Here is a 19808-nt window from a genome sequence, read left to right as displayed (position 1 = left end):
GGCGTCAGCGATCCGCGCGGCAATAGCGCAGGACAGTGTCGATCACCTGTTCGCGCCGCTGCGCGACGGCCGCCTTGCTCTCCATGTCCGCGCCGAAGATCGTGCCGAAAGTGTAGCGATTGGCAACGAAGTAGAAGGCGAGCGCGCTGATCGTCATGTGCAGGTCGGCGGCGTCGATGCCGGCACGGAAGCTCCCCTCGGCCACGCCGCGATCGAGCAGCGCCCGGGTACGCGGCAGCACCACTTCGTTGCGCCCTTCCGAGATCCCGCCGACATGCGGCCCGCGCCGCATGTTCTCGTCCATCACCAGCCGCACCAGCTCGGGATGGAGGAAGTGGAAATCGAAGCTGTGCCCGGTCAGTCGGGCCAGCGCCTCGATCGCCGGCAGCGCGTCGAGCCCGGTGTCGAGCTCGGCCGAGCGGAAGCCGCGATAGGCTTCGGTCAGCACCGCGCGGTACAGTCCGTCCTTGCTGCCGAAATGATAGTAGATCATCCGCTTCGAGGTGGCCGTGGCCGCGGCGATCTCGTCGACCCGCGCGCCGGCAAAGCCCTTGTCGGCGAAATGCCGCGTGGCGATCGCGATGATCTCCTGGCGATTGCGTTCAGTGAAATTGTCGTCGGCCACATCCTGTTTTGCGATCCGCGGCGAGGCATTGCAACGTGCAACGCGCCGGATGTGACTCGAACGACCCAGACCGCGGAGCGAGCATGACAAGCGACAGGAAGATCCAGATCGTGATCGTCGGCGGCGGTGCCGCCGGCCTTGAACTCGCGCGCAAGCTCGGCAGCCGCTACGGCCGCAAGCGGCACGACATCATCCTGATCGATCGAAACCGCACCCATATCTGGAAGCCGCTGCTGCACGAGGTGGCGGCGGGCTCGCTCGATGCCAGCCTCGACGAGGTGGGCTATCGCAGCCACTGCCATCGCTGGGGCTATCGCTATCACTATGGCACGCTGGAGCGGATCGATCGCACCGCGCGCCGCGTCCATCTCGCGCCCGTGCTCGATCCCAAGGGGCGCGAAGTGATCGGTGCGCATACGGTGCGCTATGACTATCTGGTGCTGGCCTATGGCTCTGTCACCAATGACTTCGGCACGCCGGGCGTCGCCGAGAACTGCCTGTTCCTCGACAGCCAGGCCCAGGCGGACAGCTTCCGCGACCAGCTGCTCGATCATTGCCTGCGCGTGTCGCGCGCCATGTCCGAGGATCCGGCATCGGATGCGCGCGTGCGCATCGCGATTGTCGGCGGCGGCGCCACCGGCGTCGAGCTGGCGGCCGAACTCTACAACGCAGCCGACGGCCTCAGCTATTACGGGCTCGAGGTGTTCGACCGGAAGCGGCTGGATGTGACCCTGCTCGAGGCTGGGCCACGCATCCTGCCGGCATTGCCCGAGCGTCTGGCCGATGCCGCGCGCGAGGAGCTGGAGGTGCTCGGCGTCAAGGTGATGACTGGCGTCGCCGTAACCGCCTCGACGCCGCTCGGCATGGAGACTCGTGGGGGCATTTTCGTGCCCGCCGATCTCCAGCTCTGGGCCGCCGGGGTGAAGGCGGCGCCGATCCGCGAGGGGCTGGACGGGCTGCGGCTGTCGCGCGGCGACCAGGTCATCGTGCGGCCGACGCTGCAGAGCCTGGACGACGAGCGCATCTTCGCGATCGGCGACTGCGCCTCCTATACGCCCGCCGGCAGCGATCGCCCGATCCCGCCGCGCGCGCAGGCGGCACACCAGATGGCGGACACCGCCTTCGCCAATCTTTCCCGCCTGATGGCCGGCATGCCGCTCAAGACCTTTGTCTACCGCGATCACGGTTCGCTGGTATCGCTCAGCCGCTTCTCCACCGTGGGATCGCTGATGGGCCGGCTGGTCGGCGGACGCATGGCAGTTGAAGGACGGCTGGCGAGGTTCGTCTATATGTCGCTCTACCGCATGCACCTGCTGGCGGTGCATGGCAGGATCCGCGGTACGATCCTGATTTTAGTAAGCTATATCAACAGGTTCGTTCGCCCCAGGCTCAAGCTGCACTGAGAACTCGGCTCGGGGCGCAAAACCGTCCTTGGCCTGTACTTCGTGTACTTTCGCGGATCGCCGCCGGAACGGTGTAGGTAATCAGCGCCCGAGCAGCCGGTCGAGGATCAGCCCTTCCAGCGCCGCCAGCTCAGCATCGCCGTGGCGGCGTGGGCGGGGCACGGCGATCGGCAGGTCGAGCGCGATCCTGCCCGCTTCCATCACCACGACCCGGTCGGCCAGCGCTACCGCCTCGGCCACGTCATGGGTGACGAGCAGCGCCGAAAAGCCTTCGCTCGCCCACACGGTCTCGACCAGTGCCTGCATCTCGATGCGGGTAAGCGCGTCGAGCGCGCCGAGCGGCTCGTCGAGCGCGAGCAGGCGCGGCTGGCTGATCAGCGCGCGGGCAAGCGCAACCCGCTGACGCTGGCCGCCGGAGAGCGCGGCGGGCCATTGCTCGGCCTTGTCGGCCAGTCCGACTTCGGCAAGCCGGGCATCGACCAGCCGGTCGCGCTCGGCGGCATCGAGCCCGGTCGGCGCGCCTATCGCGACATTCTCGCGCACGCTCGCCCAGGGCAGTAGCCGTGGCTCCTGGAAAACCAGCCGTGCCGCGGCGAGATCGACCTCGATACCGCCGCCGCCCGGCTGGATCAGCCCCATGACCGCGCGCAGCAGGGTGCTCTTGCCGCAGCCCGATCGGCCGACGATCGCGACGAATTCGCCGGGTTCGATATGCAGGCTCAGCCGGTCGAGCACCTGGTTCTGCCCAAAGGCGACGGAGAGCTCGCGGACGGCCACCGGCGCGCCGCTGACCGGGCGGTCAGCCTGTTCGACGAGACGAAGTGCGGGAAGGTTCATGGCTCAGGCCCTTGCGTAGGCGGGGTTCCAGCGGAGCAGGCGCTGCTCCAGCGCGCGGGTCAGGCTGTCGGCGAGCTTGCCGAGGCCGGCATAGACGAAGATCGCCAGCACGATGATGTCGGTCTGGCTGAACTCGCGGGCCTGCGTCGCCATGTAGCCGATGCCCGAATTGGCGGCGATCGTCTCGGCGACGATCAGGGTCAGCCACATGATGCCCAGGCCGAAGCGCAGGCCCACCAGGATCGAGGGAAGGGCGCCCGGGAAGATGATCCGGCGGAACAGCTCCCAGCGCTTCATCCCATAGACCCGGCCCATCTCGATCAGCTGGGGATCGACCGAGACCACGCCGTGATAGGTGTTCAGGTAGATGGGGAAGAAGATGCCCCAGGCGACGAGCAGGATCTTGGCCTGCTCGCCGATGCCGAACCACAGGATGACCAGCGGCAGCAGCGCGAGGTGCGGGATCGTCCGCACCATCTGCAAGGTCGGGTCGAGCAGCCTCCGCGCGAAGGGCGACAGCCCGCAGACCAGCCCGAGCACGAAGCTGATCGATCCGCCCACCACCAATCCGGTCAATGCCCGGGCGGTGCTCACGGCAAGATGGTGGATCAGCTCACCGTCGGCGGTCAGCTCGGCCGCTGCCTTCACCACGGCCGTCGGCGCCGGCAGGATCTGCGAGGGCAGCAGTCCCGTGGTCGAGGCGAGCTGCCAGACGACGAGTAGTCCCACCGGCACGATCGCCGGGACGAGCGGGCTTTCCTTCCAGCCGGCGCCCCGGGTCATGCCGGCTTCCAGCCGGTCCAGGCCGCCTTGGAGGCATCGACCCGCTTGGGCAGCACCCCGGCGTCGAACAGATAGTCCGAGACCTTTTGCTGGTTCTCGATCACCTCCGGGGTCACCGGATCGACGCGGAACAGGAAGTCCTTGTAGCGTGTCAGCATGCCGTCGAGCACCTGCGGTGGCAGCCGCGTCGCCTTGGCGACCTGGTCGCGATAGAAGTTGCGGTTGGCATTGCCCCAGGCGGCCTCCGCGCGCAGCTCGTCGAGCGTGGCGCGCAGCACATCGGTGCGGTTCCGGGTGAAATCGCCCGAGGCGATATAGAAGGCGGTGGTGTTGAGCCCGGAGGCCGGCAACGGCACTTCACGGGCGCCGCCGCGGATCTGGGCGAGCGTGAAATACGGATCCCACACCACCCAGCCATCGACCGACCCATTGGCGAGCGCGGTCTGCGCGTCGCCGGGGGCGAGGCTGGCCGTCTGGATGTCCTTGAGGCCCAGCCCGACCTGCTTGAGCCCCGCTGCCAGCGCGAACTCGGCGGCGGAGCCCTTGGTATAGGCCACGCGCCTGCCCTTGAGCTGGGCGAGGTTCGTTACGCTCGACTTGGCCGGCACCAGCAACCCGCTGCCGACCAGGCCGGGGAAGCTCTGCGCGGCAACGAAGTTGAGGTCGGTTCCCGCCGCCTGGGCGTAGGCGACCGGAGTGTCACCGACCAGGCCGATATCGACGGCACCGGCGCGGATCGCCTCGATCAGCGGCGGGCCCGAGGCGAACTCGACCCACTTCACCGGCGCTATCCCGCGCTTATCCAGCCGCTTGGCGAACTCGCCCCGCGTCTCTGCGAGGAAGGGCACGCCGTTCTTCTGGGTGGCGAAGATCACGTCCTTGCGCTCGGGGCCGGCCTTGCGGCCGCAGCCGGCAAGGGCCAGCCCGGCGGCAGTGCCGCCGAGCAGGACGAGCGACTGGCGGCGCGAGATCATTCCGCTGCCTCCAGCAGCGCCTCGGGCGCGGGCAGGATCGCGCGGCTCGACTGGCCATCGACGCCGACCGGCACATCGCCCGCCAGCGTCACACGGCGGACGACGCGGTGCTGGTCGCCATAATCGTCGATCGCATAATGCTGGGTGGCGCGATTGTCCCAGATCGCCACATCGCCTTCGCGCCAGCGCCAGCGCACGCTGTTCTCGAGCCGGGTCACATAGCTTTGCAGCCGATCGTAGAGCGCCTTGGAGTCCGCCTGCGGCAGTCCGACGAACTGTTTGACGAAACCGCCGAGCAGGAGCGTCCGCTCGCCGCTCTCGGGATGGACGCGCACCACGGGATGCTCAGTCTCGTACACCACCCGCGCGAACACGGCGGCGAAGCGCTTACGCTGCTCCTCGGTCGCGTCGGGGCGCTCGGCGGCATAGTCATAGGCATTGGTGTGGATCGCGCGCAGCCCGTCAGCCAGCTCGCGCAGTGGCTCGGGCAGGTCCTGATAGGCGGCGACGGTATTGGCCCAGACCGTGTCGCCGCCCGCCGGCGGGATCGTCACGCCGCGCAGGATCGAGGCGAAGGGATAGGCCGGCACGAAAGTGATGTCGGTGTGCCAGTGATTGGCGCGGGCGCCGTGGTGCGAGTCCAGCTCGAACAGGAAATTGCCGCACGACGGCACGGTCGGGTGCTCGAACGGCGTGCCGAATGTCTGGCCGAACGCTTCCTGCCCGGCATCGTCGAGATGATGCTGGCCGCGGAAGAACAGCACCTTATGGCGCACCAGCGCGGCGCGGATCGCCGCCAGTGTTTCGGGCGGGAGATCGGCGGAGAGCGCGACCCCGCGCACTTCAGCGCCGATGCGCCCGCCGACAGGCACTACGTCGAGCGGGATCTGGGGGTCGGGCGTGTTCAGATAGGCACTGCGGGTAGAGACGGTCATGGCAGCTCTCCTTCGTTGGGTTACTCGGCAGCGGCGGCCAGCGCCGGGGTTTGGGGAAGGGGCAGGCCCAGATGGTCGCGCAGCGTCCGGCCCGCATATTCGGTGCGGAACAGTCCGCGGCGCTGCAGCTCGGGCACGACCAGTTCCGCGAACGCCTCCAGCCCCTGTGGCAGGATCGGCGGCATGATGTTGAAGCCGTCCGCCGCGCCCGCGGTGAACCAGTCCTCGAGCAGGTCGGCGGTCTCGCCGGGTGTGCCGACCACTGTCTTGTGCCCGCGCGCGGTGATGATCCGGGCGATGAGCTGGCGGATGCTCAGACCCTCGGCCCGCGCGGTATCGACCAGCAGCTTCTGGCGGCTCTGCCAGCCCTGGGTGGAGGCAGGCTCGGGCAGCGGGCCGTCGAGCGGATATTGCGACAGGTCGGTGCCCATCAGCCCGGAGACGAAGCCGATGCCGAGCCGCGGATCGACCAGCGCGAGCAGTTCGTCGTGCAGCTGCTGGGCTTTTTCCCGTGTCTCGGCGACGAAGGGCATGATCCCCGGCAGCACCAGCAGCTCGTCCGGGTCGCGGCCGTTCGCCGAAGCAGCGGCGCGCAGCCGGGTGCGGAAGGCGATGGCGTCCTCCCGCGATTGCTGGGCGGTGAAGACCAGCTCGGCAGTGGCGGCGGCGAGTGCAATCCCGTCGTCGGACGAGCCCGCCTGCACGATCACCGGATGGCCCTGCGGCGTGCGGTCGAGCTGGAGCGGCCCGGCGACCTTGAAGAACTGGCCCCCATGGTCGATCCGGTGGATGCGGGCGGGGTCGTAGAAGCGCCGCGCCTGCTGGTCCGCGATCAGCGCGCCTTCGTCCCAGCTGTTCCACAGCGCCTTGACCACATCGACATATTCGCCGGCACGGGCGTAGCGATGGGCGTGCTCATATTGGTGATCGAGCCCGAAATTATGCGCCTCGGCGTCCGAGCCCGAAGTCACGCAGTTCCACCCGGCTCGCCCGCCGCTCAGATGATCGAGCGAGGCGAACTTCCGGGCGAGGTGATAGGGCGGGAGATACGTCGCCGAGACGGTGGCGACGAGGCCGATCCGCTCGGTCTGCGGCGCGAGCGCGGCGAGCAGCGACAGCGGCTCGAAATAATAGGGCAGGGCCGCCAGCGCCCCCAGTTCGGAAGGCGGCCCCAGCATCGCGACATTGTCGGCGAAGAAGATCGCGTCGAACTTCGCTGCCTCGGCCACCTGTGCCTGATGCACATAGTGGCCGAGCCGGGTGAGCGCGCGCGGATCGGCCGACGGGTGCAGCCAGGCCGCGGCGTGATGGCCGACCCCCATCAGGAAGGCGCCGAGCCGCATCTGCCGATCGCGCGCCACGGTCAGAACCGCGCCCGCGCGGTGGTGCCGAAGGTGCGCGTCTCGCCGAGCACCTTGATGAACGGCGTGATCGCGGTCGCCTGGCCGATGCCGACGGCATAGCGCTTGTCGAACAGGTTGCGGCTCCAGAATTGCAGCGAATAGCGGCCGTCGGCGCTACGGATCCCGATGCCGGCATTGGTGAGGCCATAGCCTTCCTGCCTGCCGTACACGGAGACGGCGCTCAGCAGGTTGGTCTCGCTGCGATAGGTCTGGTTGAGGTACCCGAACAGGCCGAGCGTCCCGGAGACGTTGTTGTCATAGTTCAGGCTGAGCTGGCCGCTCCACTTGGACGAGCCCGGAATGCGCGTGCCCGACAGGTTGACCGAAGGCGCGACATTGCTCAGCTCCACCGGCGGCGGCGCGTTGGTGTAGGAGCGGAAGGTCGCGTCGTTGAACGATCCGCTCGCCGAGGCGCTGAACCCGCCGCCGAGCTTGGCCGACGCTTCCAGCTCGACGCCGCGCAGCCGGGCACGCGCCGCATTGCCGAGGAAATAGCCGAGCGCGACCCGGTTCGGGTCATATTGCGTGGCCTGGAAGTCCTTGATGTCGTTCCAGTAGAAATTGACGTTGAAGGTCGCCTTGCCGCCGGCCAGCGTCGTCTTGATGCCGGCTTCGTAAGCGGTCGACTTCTCCGGATCGATGATCACCGGCTTGCCCGGCGTCGCGCCCAGATTGGCCGCGCCCGACTTCTCGCCATAGCTGACCGAGGCATAGAGCAGCACGTCGTCGGAAAGCTTGAACGACGGATTGACCAGCCACGACCAGCTGCTGGTGGTCTTCTCGTCGGCAACCGCGAAGATCCCGCCGAACGCGTTGACGATCGCCGTGCGCGCCGGGGTGAGCGTGGCCGGCAGCGCCGAACCGCCAAAGACGGTCGCGGTGTTCGACGCCTTCTTGTTCTCGCGGGTGAAGCGCAGGCCGCCGGTCAACGCCAGCCGGTCGCTCGCATGCCAGGTAAGCTGGCCGAACGCCGCGCCGCTGGTGACCTGGAGCTTGCCATATTGGTCATACTCGACGCCATCGAGGATGGCCGGGAGCAGAGCAGCGGCGGGCAGCGCCCCGGTGAGGAAATACTTCGTCGAGTCCGCCTGGAAGATCGACCGGTTGTTGCTGACCAGGTCCTCGCGCAGGAAATAGCCGCCGAACTGATATTCGATCGGATTGCCGGCGGCCGAGGCGATCCGGATCTCCTGCGAATATTGATCGACATCTACGTCATAGCCGGCGCGCAGGATCGAGAAGGGCGAGAGGTCGCTGTCGTTATGCGGGCGGAAGCGCAGCTGCCGCCAGGCGCTCACTGCGGTCAGGGTGGGGCCGCCCAGGTCGATCGTCAGCTCGTTCGACAGGCCGTTGACCCGGGAGTCGATCCGCTCCTGGGTGTTGAGATTGGCGTTCTGGCCGATCCTGTAGCTGGGCGTGTAGCCGAAGATCGATTTGAGCTTGTTCTCCCAGGCGCCCGAGCGGACCGCGCCATTGGCGAAGGTCGTCGCGTCCGCGAAGCCGGGATAGTAATTATTGTACTCGCTGGTCTCGTAATGCTCGCCGATCAGGCGGCTGGTCACCGGGCCGCTCTGGAACAGCAGCTGCCCGCGTGCCGCCCAGCGGTTCACATCGAGATATTTCTGGCCGTCCTGGGCATTCTTCGCCCAGCCATCCGAGCGATCGACATAGAAGGTCGCGCGATAGGCCAGGGTGTCGCCGATCAGCGGGCCGGTCGCGTTGGCGCGGATCTGGAAGTGGTTCTGGTTGCCATAGCCCGCCTCGAGATTGAGCTCGGGGGTGAAGCTCGGCCGCTTGGTCGTGACGATCAGCGCGCCGATCGTGGTGTTCTTGCCGAGCAGCGTGCCCTGCGGCCCGCGCACCAGCTCGACATGGTCGAGGTCGACGAAATCGAGCCAGCTGAAGCCGACATGGGTGAAGAACACATTGTCGACGATCAGGCCGACGCCCGATTCCGCGCCGTCATTGCTGGCATTGCCGCCAAGCCCGCGGACATAGAGGCCGGATACGCGGGTGTTCTGCTGAACAGCGGCGAAATTGGGCAGCTTCGCCGCGAAATCGCCGACGCGGTAGATATGCTGGTCGGCCAGCTCGCTGCCCGAGACCGCGCTGATCGCGACGGGCACGTCCTGCAGCTTCTCCTCACGCCGCCGCGCCGTGACCAGGATCTCCTGGCCGGTGGCGTGCTGCGCTTCCTCGTCGGCGACGGGATCGTCGGCGGTCGCCGCGACGGGCTTTGGTTTGTCGTCATCGGCAGCCCAGGCCGGCGCGGAAGCGACCAGGGTGAGAGCGGTGGCGGCCAGTGCGAGAACCCGGATCTTCCTGTTGTGCATGTTCGTGCCTCCCTTATCTCTATCATTCTAGTAGAGATTAAATGGGGCAACCGGAGTTCGGCTTCACCGCGGTGAGCTAAAACTATCAGGACCGCGTCGCGCTGAGCTGGCTTATTATCCATCAATCTAGTAGGATATAAATCCGGCCCTGAGAAGAGGGAGGCGCGCGTGAGGGCGAGCAGCATTCTCGAGACGATCGGCAACACGCCGCATATCCGTGCGTCGCGGCTGTTCCCGGATGCGAAGGTCTGGATCAAGGCCGAGCGATCGAATCCCGGTGGGTCGATCAAGGACCGCATCGCGCTGGCGATGATCGAGACAGCCGAGCGCAAGGGGTTGCTTCGTCCGGGCGGCACGATCATCGAGCCGACCAGCGGCAATACGGGCATCGGGCTCGCGCTGGTCGCGGCGGTGAAGGGCTACCGGCTGATCCTGGTGATGCCCGAAAGCATGAGCGTGGAGCGCCGCCGGCTGATGCTGGCCTATGGCGCCAGCTTCGATCTCACCCCGCGCGCGCAGGGCATGGCTGGCGCGATCGACCGGGCGCATGCGCTGGTGCGCGCGACGCCGGGCGCGTGGATGCCGCAGCAATTCGACAATCCGGCCAATATCGATGCGCATGTCCGCACTACCGCCCAGGAGATACTGGCGGACTTCCGCAGCGATCCGATCGACGCGATCATCACCGGCGTCGGCACCGGCGGCCACATCACTGCGCTGGCGGAGACGCTCAAGATGGAATGGCCGACGCTTCAGGTCTTCGCGGTTGAGCCCGAACTTTCGCCGGTGCTTTCCGGCGGCGCGCCGGGTCCGCACCCGATCCAGGGCATCGGTGCGGGGTTCATCCCGGCCAATCTCCATGCCGACATGCTCGATGGCGTGATCCAGGTCAGCGCCGACGAAGCGCGCGGCTTTGCTCGCCGCGCGGCATGCGAGGAGGGGCTGCTCGTCGGCCCTAGCTCCGGCGCGACCCTTGCGGCGATTGCCCGCAAGCTGCCCGAGCTGCCCGGCGCGAACATCCTCGGCTTCGCCTATGACACGGGCGAGCGCTATCTCTCGGTGCCCGATTTCCTTCCGGAAGAAGCGGCGCCGGAATTCACCCTGGCCGGCGTCCGCGCCCATTGACCGGAGAAGCTTCCATGTCGCTCGATCCCGATTTCTTCAACGAGCGCGACGACCAGATGTGGGCCGATTTGCTGTCGCCCGGGCGTCGCGCGCTATTGGGAGGGGGCGCGGCGGCACTGGCCGCAATCGGCCTTGCGCGAGGCGCGGAGGCGCAAACCACGCCCGCGCCGGCCATACCCGTCGCACCGCAGGCCACCGGGCGTAGCCCCTGGGGCTATGAGACCTACAAGGAGGCGACACCCCGCCCGAAATCGGTGCGCCCCGGCGAAGCCGTGCTGCCATCTAGCCCGCGCGCCTATACCGACATCAAGAGCTACCACGCGCACATCTATTTCGACGAGGACAGCTACGAAAAGGCGGCGCTGATCCGCAAATGGGCGGCCGAGCGATTCTCCGTCGAGCTCGGCAACTGGAACCTCGAGCCGCGCGGGCCGCATGTCACGCCGTCCTTCTATTTCGGCTTCACCAACGACCAGCTGCCGGTGATCGTCCCCTGGTTGCAGCTCAACAGCCTCGGCCTGACGATCCTGCTGCATCCGAACACCGAGGATCCCCGCGCGGACCATCTCCACTACGCGCTGTGGGTGAACCGGTCCCAGCCGGTGAATGCATACGGCATGCATGCGTCCGGGCCCGGTGAGCCGAAGGTGGAGCAGATCTACCCGAACACGCGGCCGAGCGTCCGTCCCGAGGTCTGAACGAAAAAAAGTGGCCGCGCCCTGCGGGATGGGGCGCGGCCAAGACCTGAGCTTGGGGGGAATGAACCTCGCTCGGGGAAGCGATGAAACCGGACGAGAGCGGCTGCCGGCTTCATCGGCACGGCGATAACTCCTATCGATATAGTATGAATTGAAAAGCAAGTTCGGCTTTTGCGGCCTAAAGCTCATCTCCTGTATCTCTACTTATTAAGTAGAGTATCATCGATTCCGACTGGAGGGGCTCATGACCATATTCCGCCGCACGCTGTTGCTGTTGTCCGCTTCGAGTGTTTCCCTGGCCGCGCCGCTGGCGGCCGAGGCGCAGACCGCGCCCGGCGGGAGCGAGGGATTCACCGGCAGGATCGCGGTTAAGCGGGCGGACTCGGTGCCGGCCTTTCCCCGGCGTCCCGAGGCACCGAAAGGCGCGCCCAATGTCGTGGTGATCCTGCTCGACGATGTCGGTTTCGGCGCGACTTCGACCTTTGGCGGCCTGGCCCGCACGCCCAATCTCGACGCGCTGGCCAGGGACGGGGTGCGCTACAATCGCTTCAACACGACGGCGATCTGCTCGCCCACCCGGGCGGCGTTGCTCACCGGGCGCAACCAGCACCAGGTCGGCTTCGGCAATCTGCAGGACATCGCGGCCGGCTTCCCCGCCTACAACTCGATCTGGAAGAAGGAGACCGCGTCGATCGCGCGGATCCTGCATGACAATGGCTACAGCACGGCCGCGGTCGGCAAGTGGCACAACACGCCGCAGTGGGAGATCTCGTCCGCGGGGCCGTTCGATCGCTGGCCGACCGGGCTCGGCTTCGATCATTTCTACGGCTTCATGTCGGGCGAGGACGATCAGTGGGAGCCGCATCTCTATGACAACACCACACCGGTGGAATCGCCGCAAAAGGCTGGGCTCGGCTATCACCTGACCAGCGACCTGGTCGATCATGCGCTGCGCTGGGTGGATGAGCATGACGCGCTGGCCGCCGCCAAGCCCTATTTCCTCTATTTCGCCACTGGCGCGGCGCACCAGCCGCACAATGCCCCGGCCGACTGGATCGCCCGCAACAAGGGGCGGTTCGATGGCGGCTGGGACAAGTATCGCGAGGAGGCCTTCGCGCGGCAGAAGCGGCTCGGCGTCATCCCTGCCAATGCGCAGCTCACCCCGCGCCCCGAGGGACTGCCCGCCTGGGATAGCCTGAGCCCGGACCAGAAGAAGCTCTACGCCCGCCAGATGGAAGTCTATTCGGCCTTCGTCGAGCATACCGATGCCGAGGTTGGCCGGCTGATCAATGAGATCCGCAGCCGCCCCGGCGGCCAGAACACGCTGATCTTCTACATCGTTGGCGACAATGGCGGCAGCGCCGAAGGCGGGCTCGACGGTTCGATCGCCAACGAGGCTGCCTCGGGCACCGGGGGGCAGGCGAGCGCGGCGACCCAGCTGGCGCAACTCGACAAGTTCGGCGGCCCCGATGTCGCCAATCACTATGCCGCGGGCTGGGCCTGGGCGACGACCACGCCGTTCCAGTGGATGAAGCAGGTTGCCTCGCATTTCGGCGGTACCCGCAACCCGCTGATCGTGTCCTGGCCGGGGCATACCGATGTGCCCGGCTCGGTGCGTGGTCAGTTCGGCCATGTGAACGACATCGCGCCGACCATCCTCGACGCTGCCGGCATCGCCTTCCCGGAGAGCGTGGACGGCGTGAAGCAGATTCCGTTCGAGGGGCACAGCCTCGTCCCGACCTTCAAGGATCCCAAGGCGCCCGAGGCGCATCGCGAGCAGTATTTCGAGATATTCGGCAACCGTGCGCTCTATCGCGACGGCTGGGTGGCGGCGGCGCGCCGGCCCTATCTGCCCTGGAAGCTGATCGAGTCCGGCCTCAGCGTCTACACCAGCGACCCCGCCACGGATCGCTGGGAACTGTACCATGTCGATCAGGATTTCAGCGAAGCGAACGACCTGGCGGGCAAGGAACCCGCGAAGCTTGCCGAGCTCAAGGCCGAGTTCGAGAAGGAAGGGCTGCGTAACGGCGTCTTCCCGCTGCTGCCGGCCCCGGTCGGCGCGCCGGGCCTCTACGACAAGGCGGCTACCCGCTTCGCTTGGCAGGCGGGCATAGGCCAGCTGCCGCGCAACGCGCTTCCCGACCTCTCGGGTCGCGCGCATCGTTTCGAGGTGGATATCAAGGGGGACGCCGCCACCGGCAGTGGCGTGCTGCTCGCCGAAGGCGGCCGGCTTGGCGGCTTCGCGCTCTATGTGAAGCAGGGCAGGCTGGTGTTCGAGAACAACGCCTATGGCCAGTCCCACCAGACGGTGGTCGCGGGCGAGGCATTGCCTGCGGGGCCGCTTACCGTCGCCTATGAATATGTGCCCGATCTGGCCACTGCCAAGGGCACCTTGTTCAACCCGTCGGTGCCGGGCACGGCCACGCTCTACCTCAACGGCAGGCAGGTCGCCTCGGGGCCGATCGGCAAGTTCCTGACCGCCGTCGGTGCCTATTCCGAGGGTTTCGACATCGGCCTCGATCGCGGCTCGCTGGTCAGTGCCGACCCGGCGGGGCAGGCGCGCTACACCCAGACGCTCGGCGAAGTGCGGCTGCTGCTGAAATAGCGGGCAGGGGGCCGGTTCGGCCGGCCCCCGCCTTGTTGCGATCAGGCTTCGATGACCACCTGGTGCTGCTCGCCCAGGCCGGCGATCCCGAGCGCGATCCGGTCGCCCTTGTGGAGCCACACATTGGGGCTCTGCCCGAGCCCGACGCCCGGCGGCGTGCCGGTGGTGACGATGTCGCCCGGCTGGAGGCTCATGAAGCGGCTGAGATAGGACAGGATGAACGCCGGCCGGAAGATCATCGTCGAAGTCGACCCGTCCTGGTAGCGCTTGCCGTTGACCTCGAGCCACATGTGCAGGTCGCCCGTGTCGCCCACCTCGTCCGCGGTCACCAGCCAGGGGCCGATCGGGCCGAAGCTGTCGCAGCCCTTGCCCTTGTCCCAGGTGCCGCCGCGCTCGAGCTGGAAGGCGCGCTCGGAGACGTCGTTGCAGACGAAATAGCCGGCGATCGCCGCTTCGGCCTGCGCCTCGTCGACATAGCGGCATTCGGTGCCGACGACGAAGGCCAGCTCGACTTCCCAATCGAGCTTGGTCGATCCGCGCGGCTTCACGATCGGATCATTGGGCCCGGAAAGCGCGCTCGTCGCCTTCATGAACAGGATCGGCTCGTCCGGAATCGCGGCGCCGGTCTCGGCGGCGTGATCGGCATAGTTGAGGCCGATGCAGATGAACTTGCCCGGTCGCGCGACGCAGGCGCCGAGCCGCGGATCGCCCTCGACCAGCGGCAGGCTTGCCGGGTCGATCGCGCGAAGCCGCTCCAGGCTTTCCGGCGTGATCGTGCCGCCGTCGATATCGGCGACGACCCCGCTCAGGTCGCGGATCCTGCCGTCGGGATCGAGCAGGCCGGGCTTCTCGTCGCCGCTCGGGCCAAAGCGCAGCAATTTCATGTACGGAACTCCTTCAATCGCGGGATCAGTTGGTCCAGCCGCCATCGATCACATGGATTTGGCCGGTCGTGAATGCAGCGTCGTCGGACGCGAGATAGAGGGCGAGGGCTGCGACTTCCGATGCCTGGCCCAGCCGCCCCATCGGCTGGCGCGCGACAAAGGCGGCGAGCGCGCCTTCATAGTCGCCGGTCGCGCGCAGGCGCTCGTGCAGCGACGGCGTCTCGATCGTGCCCGGGCAGATCGCGTTGCAGCGTATGCCCTGGCCGACGAAATCCGCCGCCACCGCCTTGGTCAGGCCGATGACGCCCGCCTTGGTCACCCCATAGGCGAAGCGATTGGGCACGCCCTTGATCGAGCTGGCGACCGAGGACATGTTGACGATGCTCCCGCCGCCGCGCGCGATCATGTCCGGCAGCGCCGCCCGGATGATCCGGTACATGCTGGTGAGATTGAGGTCATAGGCGAGCGACCAGTCCTCGGGCGAGCAATCGAGGATCGTCCCGCCCGGCACCGCGCCGGCGCAGTTGAACAGCACGTCCAGCGGTCCGGAAAGCGCCAGCGCCTCGGCGATCGAGGCATCGTCGCGCACGTCCAGCCTTGCCACCTGGCACCCGGCCAGGCCCGACAGGCCGTCCAGGTTGATGTCGGTCGCCCATACGGTGGCGCCCTCCGCGGCGAAGAGCTCGGCGGTCGCCCGCCCGATCCCCTGCGCCGCCGCGGTCACCAGCGCGGTCTTGCCCGCCAGCCGGCCAGCTTTCGTCATCTCATGTCTCCGTCAGGGCTGTTGGTCGCGTGCCGCATCGGCACCGAGAAAGGTCATGCGCATCTACCGATCCGTCGGAAGGGGAGCGTCCGGGGCGATCAGACCCGCATCGCGGAGCCCGTGCCAGAATTCCGCCGGGATCTCGAAGGCGTGCAGCCGGATCGTATCCTCGACCTGTTCGGGCGAGCCCAGGCCGAGCAGCACGCTGGCCACCGCGGGATGGGCAAGCGGGAACTGGAGCGCGGCGGCAGCCAGCGGCACCTGATATTCCCGGCAATGCGCTTCCAGCCGGGCGACGCGCGCCACGATATCGGCCGGTGCCTCGCCATAGTCGTAGCGCGGCGCATGGCCCGGCGCGGTGCCGGTGGCGAGGATGCCCGAATTATAGGCGCCGCCGATGATGACCGAGACCTGCCGCGAGAGGCAGAGCGGCAGGAACTGCTCCAGCGCACCCTGCTCGAGCAGCGTATAGCGGCCGGCGAGGAGCATGACGTCGCAGTCCGCGTGCCGCAGCACCTCAACGCCCACCTGCCATTCGTTCGCGCCTACGCCGAAACCGGCAATGGCGCCTTCGCCGCGCAATCGCTCCAGCGCCCTGAGGCCGCCGCCCTGGGTCAGCTGATCGAAATACCGCCCATTGTCCGCGCCGTGGGTGCGCACGCCGATGTCATGGACATAGAGAAGGTCGATCCTGGCCAGGCCCAGCCGCTGCAGGCTGTCCTCATGGGAACGCAGGACGCCGTCATAGCTATAGTCGAAATGCCGCTCGAAGGGCAGCGGCGAGCGAAAGCCCTGCCGCTCGGCATCGCCGCGGAGCGTGGGGTCCGCGCGGAGCAACCTGCCCACCTTGGTCGAGAGCACAACGCCTTCCCGACCGCGCAGCACATCACCGGTGCGCCGCTCGCTCAGCCCGTGGCCGTAATGCGGAGCGGTATCGACATAGTTCATGCCCGCTGCGAGCGCGTGCTCCAGCGTGGCCCTTGCCTCCAGATCGCTGACCGGCTGGTACAGGTTCCCGAGGGGCGCCGCGCCAAATCCGATTTCACTGACTTCGATGCCTGAACGGTGAATCTTGCGGCGTGCGATCATGCGTCGGGATGCTCGTCGAGCGCGAAGATCCGCGTCATCGGCAGCCATTTCGGGCCGTCGGCCGCGATCGGGCGCTGATAGGCGTCCATCGCGGATTCCCACTCGGCGATGACGGTCTCGAGCGCGGGGTCGGACGGAGCGAGCCCCTCCGCCGGAACCTCGGCCAGCATGACCAGCCGATCGGCGACGCGCCAAATCTCCATTTCGCTAAAGCCGCGCTGCCGGATGTCGCGCAGCACCTGGGGCCATACCGCGCCGGGCGCGTGGCGCGCCTCATAGGCGGCGATCAGGTCGGGATCGTCTTTCAGGTCGAGGGCGAACAGGGCACGTGTCACTTGGCAGGTCCTTCGCGAAGCCGCAGCACGGCAAAGGCCAGCACGCCGGCAAAGGCAAGCATCGGCACGAGCATCATGTGGTGTACGCCGCCGATCCGCTCGGAAACGATCCCCATCAGCGGGGGGAACACCGCGCCGCCGATGATCGCCATGATCAGGAAGGCCGAACCGCTCTCGGTCTCCTCGTCCAGCCCCTCGACGCCAAGCGCGAAGATCGTCGGGAACATGATCGACATGAAGAAGCTGGTCAGCCAGAGCGCGCCCACCGCCGGCATGCCCGATGCCAGCGCCGCGAAGCCGCAGAGCAGCGCGCCGGCCGCGGCATAGATGGCAAGCAGCTTCGCCGGGGCGATCCGCCGCTGCAGGAAGGCACCGCTGAACCGGCCGATCATCAGCATCGCCAGGCTGGCCGAAAGCAGGAACGCCGTCGTGCGCTCGGTAAGCTGCGGGGCCTGCGACTTGGTGAAGTCGATGAAGAAGCTCCACACGCCGACCTGTGCCCCCACATAGAGGAATTGCGCGATGACGGCCGCGCGCAGCCAGCGGTGGCGCAGCACCGCGAACATCGGGCGGCGCGGGCCCTCGCTCGCCTTGGCATGCGCGATGACCGGGAAGCGGGTGAAGGCGATGAGCAGGCCGATCAGGCAGACCACCAGGCCGATCGCGATATAGGGGCCCTGCACCGCGGTCGCCGCGGCGGACCGCCAGGCGGCGCGCTCGGCCGGGGTCATCGCCAGGATCTGCGCCTGGGTCCGCTCGTTCGAGGAGAAGATGAACAGCCCGCCGACGATCGGGCCCAGGATCGCGCCGACGCCGTAGAAGGACTGCGCCAGGTTCAGCCGGGAGGAGGCCGTCTCGGGCGCGCCGAGGATCGTCACATAGGGGTTCGATGCGGTCTCCAGAAAGGCGAGGCCGATCGCGATCACGTAGAGCGCGACCAGGAACAGGCTGTAGCGTTCCGCCGCTGCTGCCGGATAGAAGAGGAAGGCGCCACCGGCATAGCAGGCCAGGCCGATCAGGATCGTGTTCTTGTATCCCAGTCGCCGGATCAGCAGGCCGGCCGGGATCGCGGCGCAGAAATAGCCGACATAGAAGGCGAACTGGATCAGGCTCGCTTCGGTGCGGGTGAGGTCCAGCGCCTTCTGGAACTGCCGGATCAGCACGTCATTGAGCGCTGCCGCCAATGCCCAGGAGAAGAAGAGCGACGTTACGAGCGCGAAGGCGACCACATAGCGGCGCTCGACGATCGGCGGTGCGGCAACGGAGGCGCGACTGGCCATTCTCGGATTTCCTCCCCCCGGCGGTGCGGGATGTACTTTTTTATAATTGCGTATTTAAAATACAAGTTCATAGGAAAAAACAATAGGTCGACCCGGTGATTGCGGCCTCTCCCTGAAATTTCCTGTCCTCGCGCGAAGCGATTGCGGCGTCGGCCCGATCCTGTCGAAGTGAGGCAGGGCGAAGAGACGTTGCAGCGCAACGGGTCCGGTCCGCAAGCCCGGCAATGTCCCATTGGGCCCGGGCTGCGCCCGGATGGGCCGTTTCCAATCGCGCCGCCCGCCGGCCCTGCTGGGCAGGATCGCACGCGCAATGTCCCTGTCGGGCGGAGCAGAGGCCCCGCCGCGCATTCAGGCTGCCTGCTCGCGGCCGGGACGGTGCTGATAGCGGGTCAGCGTTTCCGGCTTCATCTCGATCGAGAAGCCTGGCCGTTCGGGCGGCATATAGGCCGCCGAGCGGATCACGCAGGGATCGAGGAAATGCTCGTGCAGATGGTCGACATATTCGATCACCCGGCCCTCGCGCGTGCCGGCGAAGCAGAGATAGTCGATCATCGCGAGATGCTGGACATATTCGCACAGGCCGACGCCGCCGGCATGCGGCCAGACGGGCAGATCGTATTTCGCGGCCATCAGCAGCACCGCCAGCACTTCGTTGACGCCGCCCAGGCGGCAGGCGTCGATCTGCACGACGTCGATTGCCGAGCCCATGATGAACTGCTTGAACAGGATGCGGTTCTGGCACATCTCGCCGGTCGCGACCTTCACCGGCGCGATGCCGGCGCGGATGCTGGCATGGCCCAGCACGTCGTCGGGGCTGGTCGGCTCCTCGATGAAGAAGGGTTTGGCGAAGGCGAGGGCGTTGACCCAGTCGATCGCCTGGCCGACTTCCCACACCTGGTTGGCGTCGATCATCAGCGTGCGATCGGGGCCCAGCACTTCGCGCGCGATGGCGACGCGGCGCTTGTCGTCCTCCAGGTCGATGCCGACCTTGAGCTTGATGTGGCGGAAGCCGGCATCGACGGCTTCCTGGGCCAGGCGGCGCAGCTTGTCGTCGTCATAGCCGAGCCAGCCGGCCGAGGTCGTGTAGCAGGGATAGCCTTCGGCGCGGAGCAGGGCGATCCGCTCTTCCTTGCCGGCGGCGCGTGCTTCGAGCAGGGCGAGCGCCTCTTCCGGCGTGATGCAATCGGTGATGTAGCGGAAGTCGATCGCGCGGACGAGTTCGGCCGCCGACATCTCGGCGACCAGGCGCCACACGGGCTTGCCATCGGCCTTTGCCCAGAGGTCCCACACCGCATTCACGATCGCGCCGGTGGCGAGATGGATGGCGCCCTTGTCGGGGCCGATCCAGCGCAACTGGCTGTCGCCGGTGATGTGGCGCCAGAAGGCAGCCGGCTCGGCGCGGATCGAGTCGAGCGACTGGCCGACGACCAGCGGGCGGAGCGCCTCGATCGCCGCGACGCAGACCTCGTTGCCGCGCCCGATCGTGAAGGTAAGGCCATGCCCGCTGAGACCCGGCGTATCGGTCTCCAGGATCACATAGGCGGCCGAATAGTCCGGATCCGGATTCATCGCATCCGAGCCGTCCAGCGAGAGGCTGGTGGGAAATCTGATATCCAGCACGCGCAGGCCGGTGATCACGGTCATTGGCGGTTTTTTCTCTGTGACAGGGGAAGCAAGTGTCGGGCACTAAACGAGGCCTTCCATATTGCGCCGACAGTATTTTGTATATGGAAATA

General features: G+C 67.2%; 17 protein-coding genes. 4 read left to right on the top strand and 13 right to left on the bottom strand.

Going from position 1 to position 19808, the window contains the following annotated elements; genetic code table 11:
* Positions 1-4 precede the first annotated feature (4 nt).
* Positions 5-625: a TetR/AcrR family transcriptional regulator gene (locus AAHM44_RS03860; protein ID WP_269576323.1), complete on the bottom strand. Its 621-nt coding sequence runs from the start codon at positions 623-625 to the stop codon at positions 5-7.
* 83 nt (positions 626-708) lie between these two features.
* Here AAHM44_RS03860 and AAHM44_RS03855 point away from each other — a divergent pair, with 83 nt between their 5' ends.
* On the top strand, positions 709-2028 hold the full coding sequence (locus AAHM44_RS03855; RefSeq protein WP_342249083.1) for an NAD(P)/FAD-dependent oxidoreductase: 1320 nt from the start codon (positions 709-711) through the stop codon (positions 2026-2028).
* 81 nt (positions 2029-2109) lie between these two features.
* Here the strand turns inward: AAHM44_RS03855 and AAHM44_RS03850 are convergent, their stop codons facing one another.
* From AAHM44_RS03850 to AAHM44_RS03825, 6 genes are read right to left on the bottom strand one after another with little or no spacing between them, the layout of a single operon-like run.
* Positions 2110-2865: an ABC transporter ATP-binding protein gene (locus tag AAHM44_RS03850; RefSeq protein WP_342249082.1), complete on the bottom strand. Its 756-nt coding sequence runs from the start codon at positions 2863-2865 to the stop codon at positions 2110-2112.
* 3 nt (positions 2866-2868) lie between these two features.
* The gene (locus AAHM44_RS03845; RefSeq protein WP_269576320.1) at positions 2869-3648 is read right to left on the bottom strand and encodes an ABC transporter permease subunit; all 780 of its coding nucleotides are present in this window, start codon (positions 3646-3648) and stop codon (positions 2869-2871) included.
* Positions 3645-4622, bottom strand: a complete 978-nt coding sequence (locus AAHM44_RS03840; RefSeq protein WP_342249081.1) for an aliphatic sulfonate ABC transporter substrate-binding protein — start codon at positions 4620-4622, stop codon at positions 3645-3647. Before AAHM44_RS03840 ends, AAHM44_RS03845 begins: the two co-directional genes overlap by 4 nt.
* Positions 4619-5557: a TauD/TfdA dioxygenase family protein gene (locus AAHM44_RS03835; protein ID WP_342249080.1), complete on the bottom strand. Its 939-nt coding sequence runs from the start codon at positions 5555-5557 to the stop codon at positions 4619-4621. Before AAHM44_RS03835 ends, AAHM44_RS03840 begins: the two co-directional genes overlap by 4 nt.
* A 20-nt stretch (positions 5558-5577) precedes the next feature.
* Positions 5578-6918: an LLM class flavin-dependent oxidoreductase gene (locus AAHM44_RS03830; RefSeq protein WP_342249079.1), complete on the bottom strand. Its 1341-nt coding sequence runs from the start codon at positions 6916-6918 to the stop codon at positions 5578-5580.
* A 2-nt stretch (positions 6919-6920) separates the two neighbouring features.
* Positions 6921-9293, bottom strand: coding sequence for a TonB-dependent receptor (locus AAHM44_RS03825; RefSeq protein WP_342249078.1), 2373 nt, complete (start codon positions 9291-9293; stop codon positions 6921-6923).
* 168 nt (positions 9294-9461) lie between these two features.
* Between AAHM44_RS03825 and cysK the strand changes: the two genes are divergently transcribed.
* The 3 genes from cysK to AAHM44_RS03810 all read left to right on the top strand — a co-directional run bounded on the left by cysK (position 9462) and on the right by AAHM44_RS03810 (position 13721).
* Positions 9462-10418 (top strand): cysteine synthase A, encoded by a 957-nt coding sequence (cysK, locus tag AAHM44_RS03820; RefSeq protein WP_269576315.1) that lies wholly within the window; start codon positions 9462-9464, stop codon positions 10416-10418.
* Between the two features lie 14 nt (positions 10419-10432).
* On the top strand, positions 10433-11116 hold the full coding sequence (locus AAHM44_RS03815; RefSeq protein ID WP_269576314.1) for a DOPA 4,5-dioxygenase family protein: 684 nt from the start codon (positions 10433-10435) through the stop codon (positions 11114-11116).
* A gap of 244 nt (positions 11117-11360) precedes the next feature.
* On the top strand, positions 11361-13721 hold the full coding sequence (locus AAHM44_RS03810; RefSeq protein WP_342249077.1) for an arylsulfatase: 2361 nt from the start codon (positions 11361-11363) through the stop codon (positions 13719-13721).
* Between the two features lie 41 nt (positions 13722-13762).
* On the opposite strand, the gene AAHM44_RS03805 is transcribed toward AAHM44_RS03810, so the two are convergent.
* The 6 genes from AAHM44_RS03805 to AAHM44_RS03780 all read right to left on the bottom strand — a co-directional run bounded on the left by AAHM44_RS03805 (position 13763) and on the right by AAHM44_RS03780 (position 19716).
* Complete coding sequence (locus tag AAHM44_RS03805; protein ID WP_342249076.1) at positions 13763-14605, bottom strand: fumarylacetoacetate hydrolase family protein; 843 nt, start codon at positions 14603-14605, stop codon at positions 13763-13765.
* A 25-nt stretch (positions 14606-14630) separates the two neighbouring features.
* The gene (locus AAHM44_RS03800) at positions 14631-15368 is read right to left on the bottom strand and encodes an SDR family oxidoreductase (protein WP_342249075.1); all 738 of its coding nucleotides are present in this window, start codon (positions 15366-15368) and stop codon (positions 14631-14633) included.
* Between the two features lie 63 nt (positions 15369-15431).
* Positions 15432-16457, bottom strand: a complete 1026-nt coding sequence (locus AAHM44_RS03795) for an aldo/keto reductase (protein WP_269576310.1) — start codon at positions 16455-16457, stop codon at positions 15432-15434.
* Positions 16454-16792 (bottom strand): L-rhamnose mutarotase, encoded by a 339-nt coding sequence (locus AAHM44_RS03790; RefSeq protein ID WP_269576309.1) that lies wholly within the window; start codon positions 16790-16792, stop codon positions 16454-16456. The genes AAHM44_RS03795 and AAHM44_RS03790 overlap by 4 nt, the downstream gene beginning before the upstream one ends.
* Positions 16789-18072 carry an L-fucose:H+ symporter permease gene (gene fucP, locus AAHM44_RS03785; RefSeq protein ID WP_342249074.1) on the bottom strand — a complete coding sequence of 428 codons (1284 nt, stop codon included), beginning with the start codon at positions 18070-18072 and terminating at the stop codon, positions 16789-16791. Before fucP ends, AAHM44_RS03790 begins: the two co-directional genes overlap by 4 nt.
* Positions 18073-18420: 348 nt before the next feature.
* Positions 18421-19716 (bottom strand): L-fuconate dehydratase, encoded by a 1296-nt coding sequence (locus AAHM44_RS03780; RefSeq protein WP_342249073.1) that lies wholly within the window; start codon positions 19714-19716, stop codon positions 18421-18423.
* Positions 19717-19808: the final 92 nt, after the last annotated feature.

It is taken from the genome of Sphingomonas sp. OTU376, from assembly GCF_038440415.1.
Taxonomy (GTDB): Bacteria; Pseudomonadota; Alphaproteobacteria; order Sphingomonadales; family Sphingomonadaceae; genus Sphingomonas; species Sphingomonas kyeonggiensis_A.
This window is presented reverse-complemented; position numbering and strand designations above follow the sequence as displayed.

Bases quoted from the DNA above. Each gene is read 5' to 3' on its own strand.
- AAHM44_RS03780 (WP_342249073.1), bottom strand. From the start codon at position 19,716: ATGACCGTGATCACCGGCCTGCGCGTGCTGGATATCAGATTTCCCACC.
- AAHM44_RS03800 (WP_342249075.1), bottom strand. From the start codon at position 15,368: ATGACGAAAGCTGGCCGGCTGGCGGGCAAGACCGCGCTGGTGACCGCG.
- AAHM44_RS03835 (WP_342249080.1), bottom strand. From the start codon at position 5,557: ATGACCGTCTCTACCCGCAGTGCCTATCTGAACACGCCCGACCCCCAG.
- AAHM44_RS03850 (WP_342249082.1), bottom strand. From the start codon at position 2,865: ATGAACCTTCCCGCACTTCGTCTCGTCGAACAGGCTGACCGCCCGGTC.
- fucP (WP_342249074.1), bottom strand. From the start codon at position 18,072: ATGGCCAGTCGCGCCTCCGTTGCCGCACCGCCGATCGTCGAGCGCCGC.
- AAHM44_RS03810 (WP_342249077.1), top strand. From the start codon at position 11,361: ATGACCATATTCCGCCGCACGCTGTTGCTGTTGTCCGCTTCGAGTGTT.
- AAHM44_RS03815 (WP_269576314.1), top strand. From the start codon at position 10,433: ATGTCGCTCGATCCCGATTTCTTCAACGAGCGCGACGACCAGATGTGG.
- AAHM44_RS03845 (WP_269576320.1), bottom strand. From the start codon at position 3,648: ATGACCCGGGGCGCCGGCTGGAAGGAAAGCCCGCTCGTCCCGGCGATC.
- AAHM44_RS03805 (WP_342249076.1), bottom strand. From the start codon at position 14,605: ATGAAATTGCTGCGCTTTGGCCCGAGCGGCGACGAGAAGCCCGGCCTG.
- AAHM44_RS03855 (WP_342249083.1), top strand. From the start codon at position 709: ATGACAAGCGACAGGAAGATCCAGATCGTGATCGTCGGCGGCGGTGCC.
- AAHM44_RS03795 (WP_269576310.1), bottom strand. From the start codon at position 16,457: ATGATCGCACGCCGCAAGATTCACCGTTCAGGCATCGAAGTCAGTGAA.
- AAHM44_RS03840 (WP_342249081.1), bottom strand. From the start codon at position 4,622: ATGATCTCGCGCCGCCAGTCGCTCGTCCTGCTCGGCGGCACTGCCGCC.
- AAHM44_RS03825 (WP_342249078.1), bottom strand. From the start codon at position 9,293: ATGCACAACAGGAAGATCCGGGTTCTCGCACTGGCCGCCACCGCTCTC.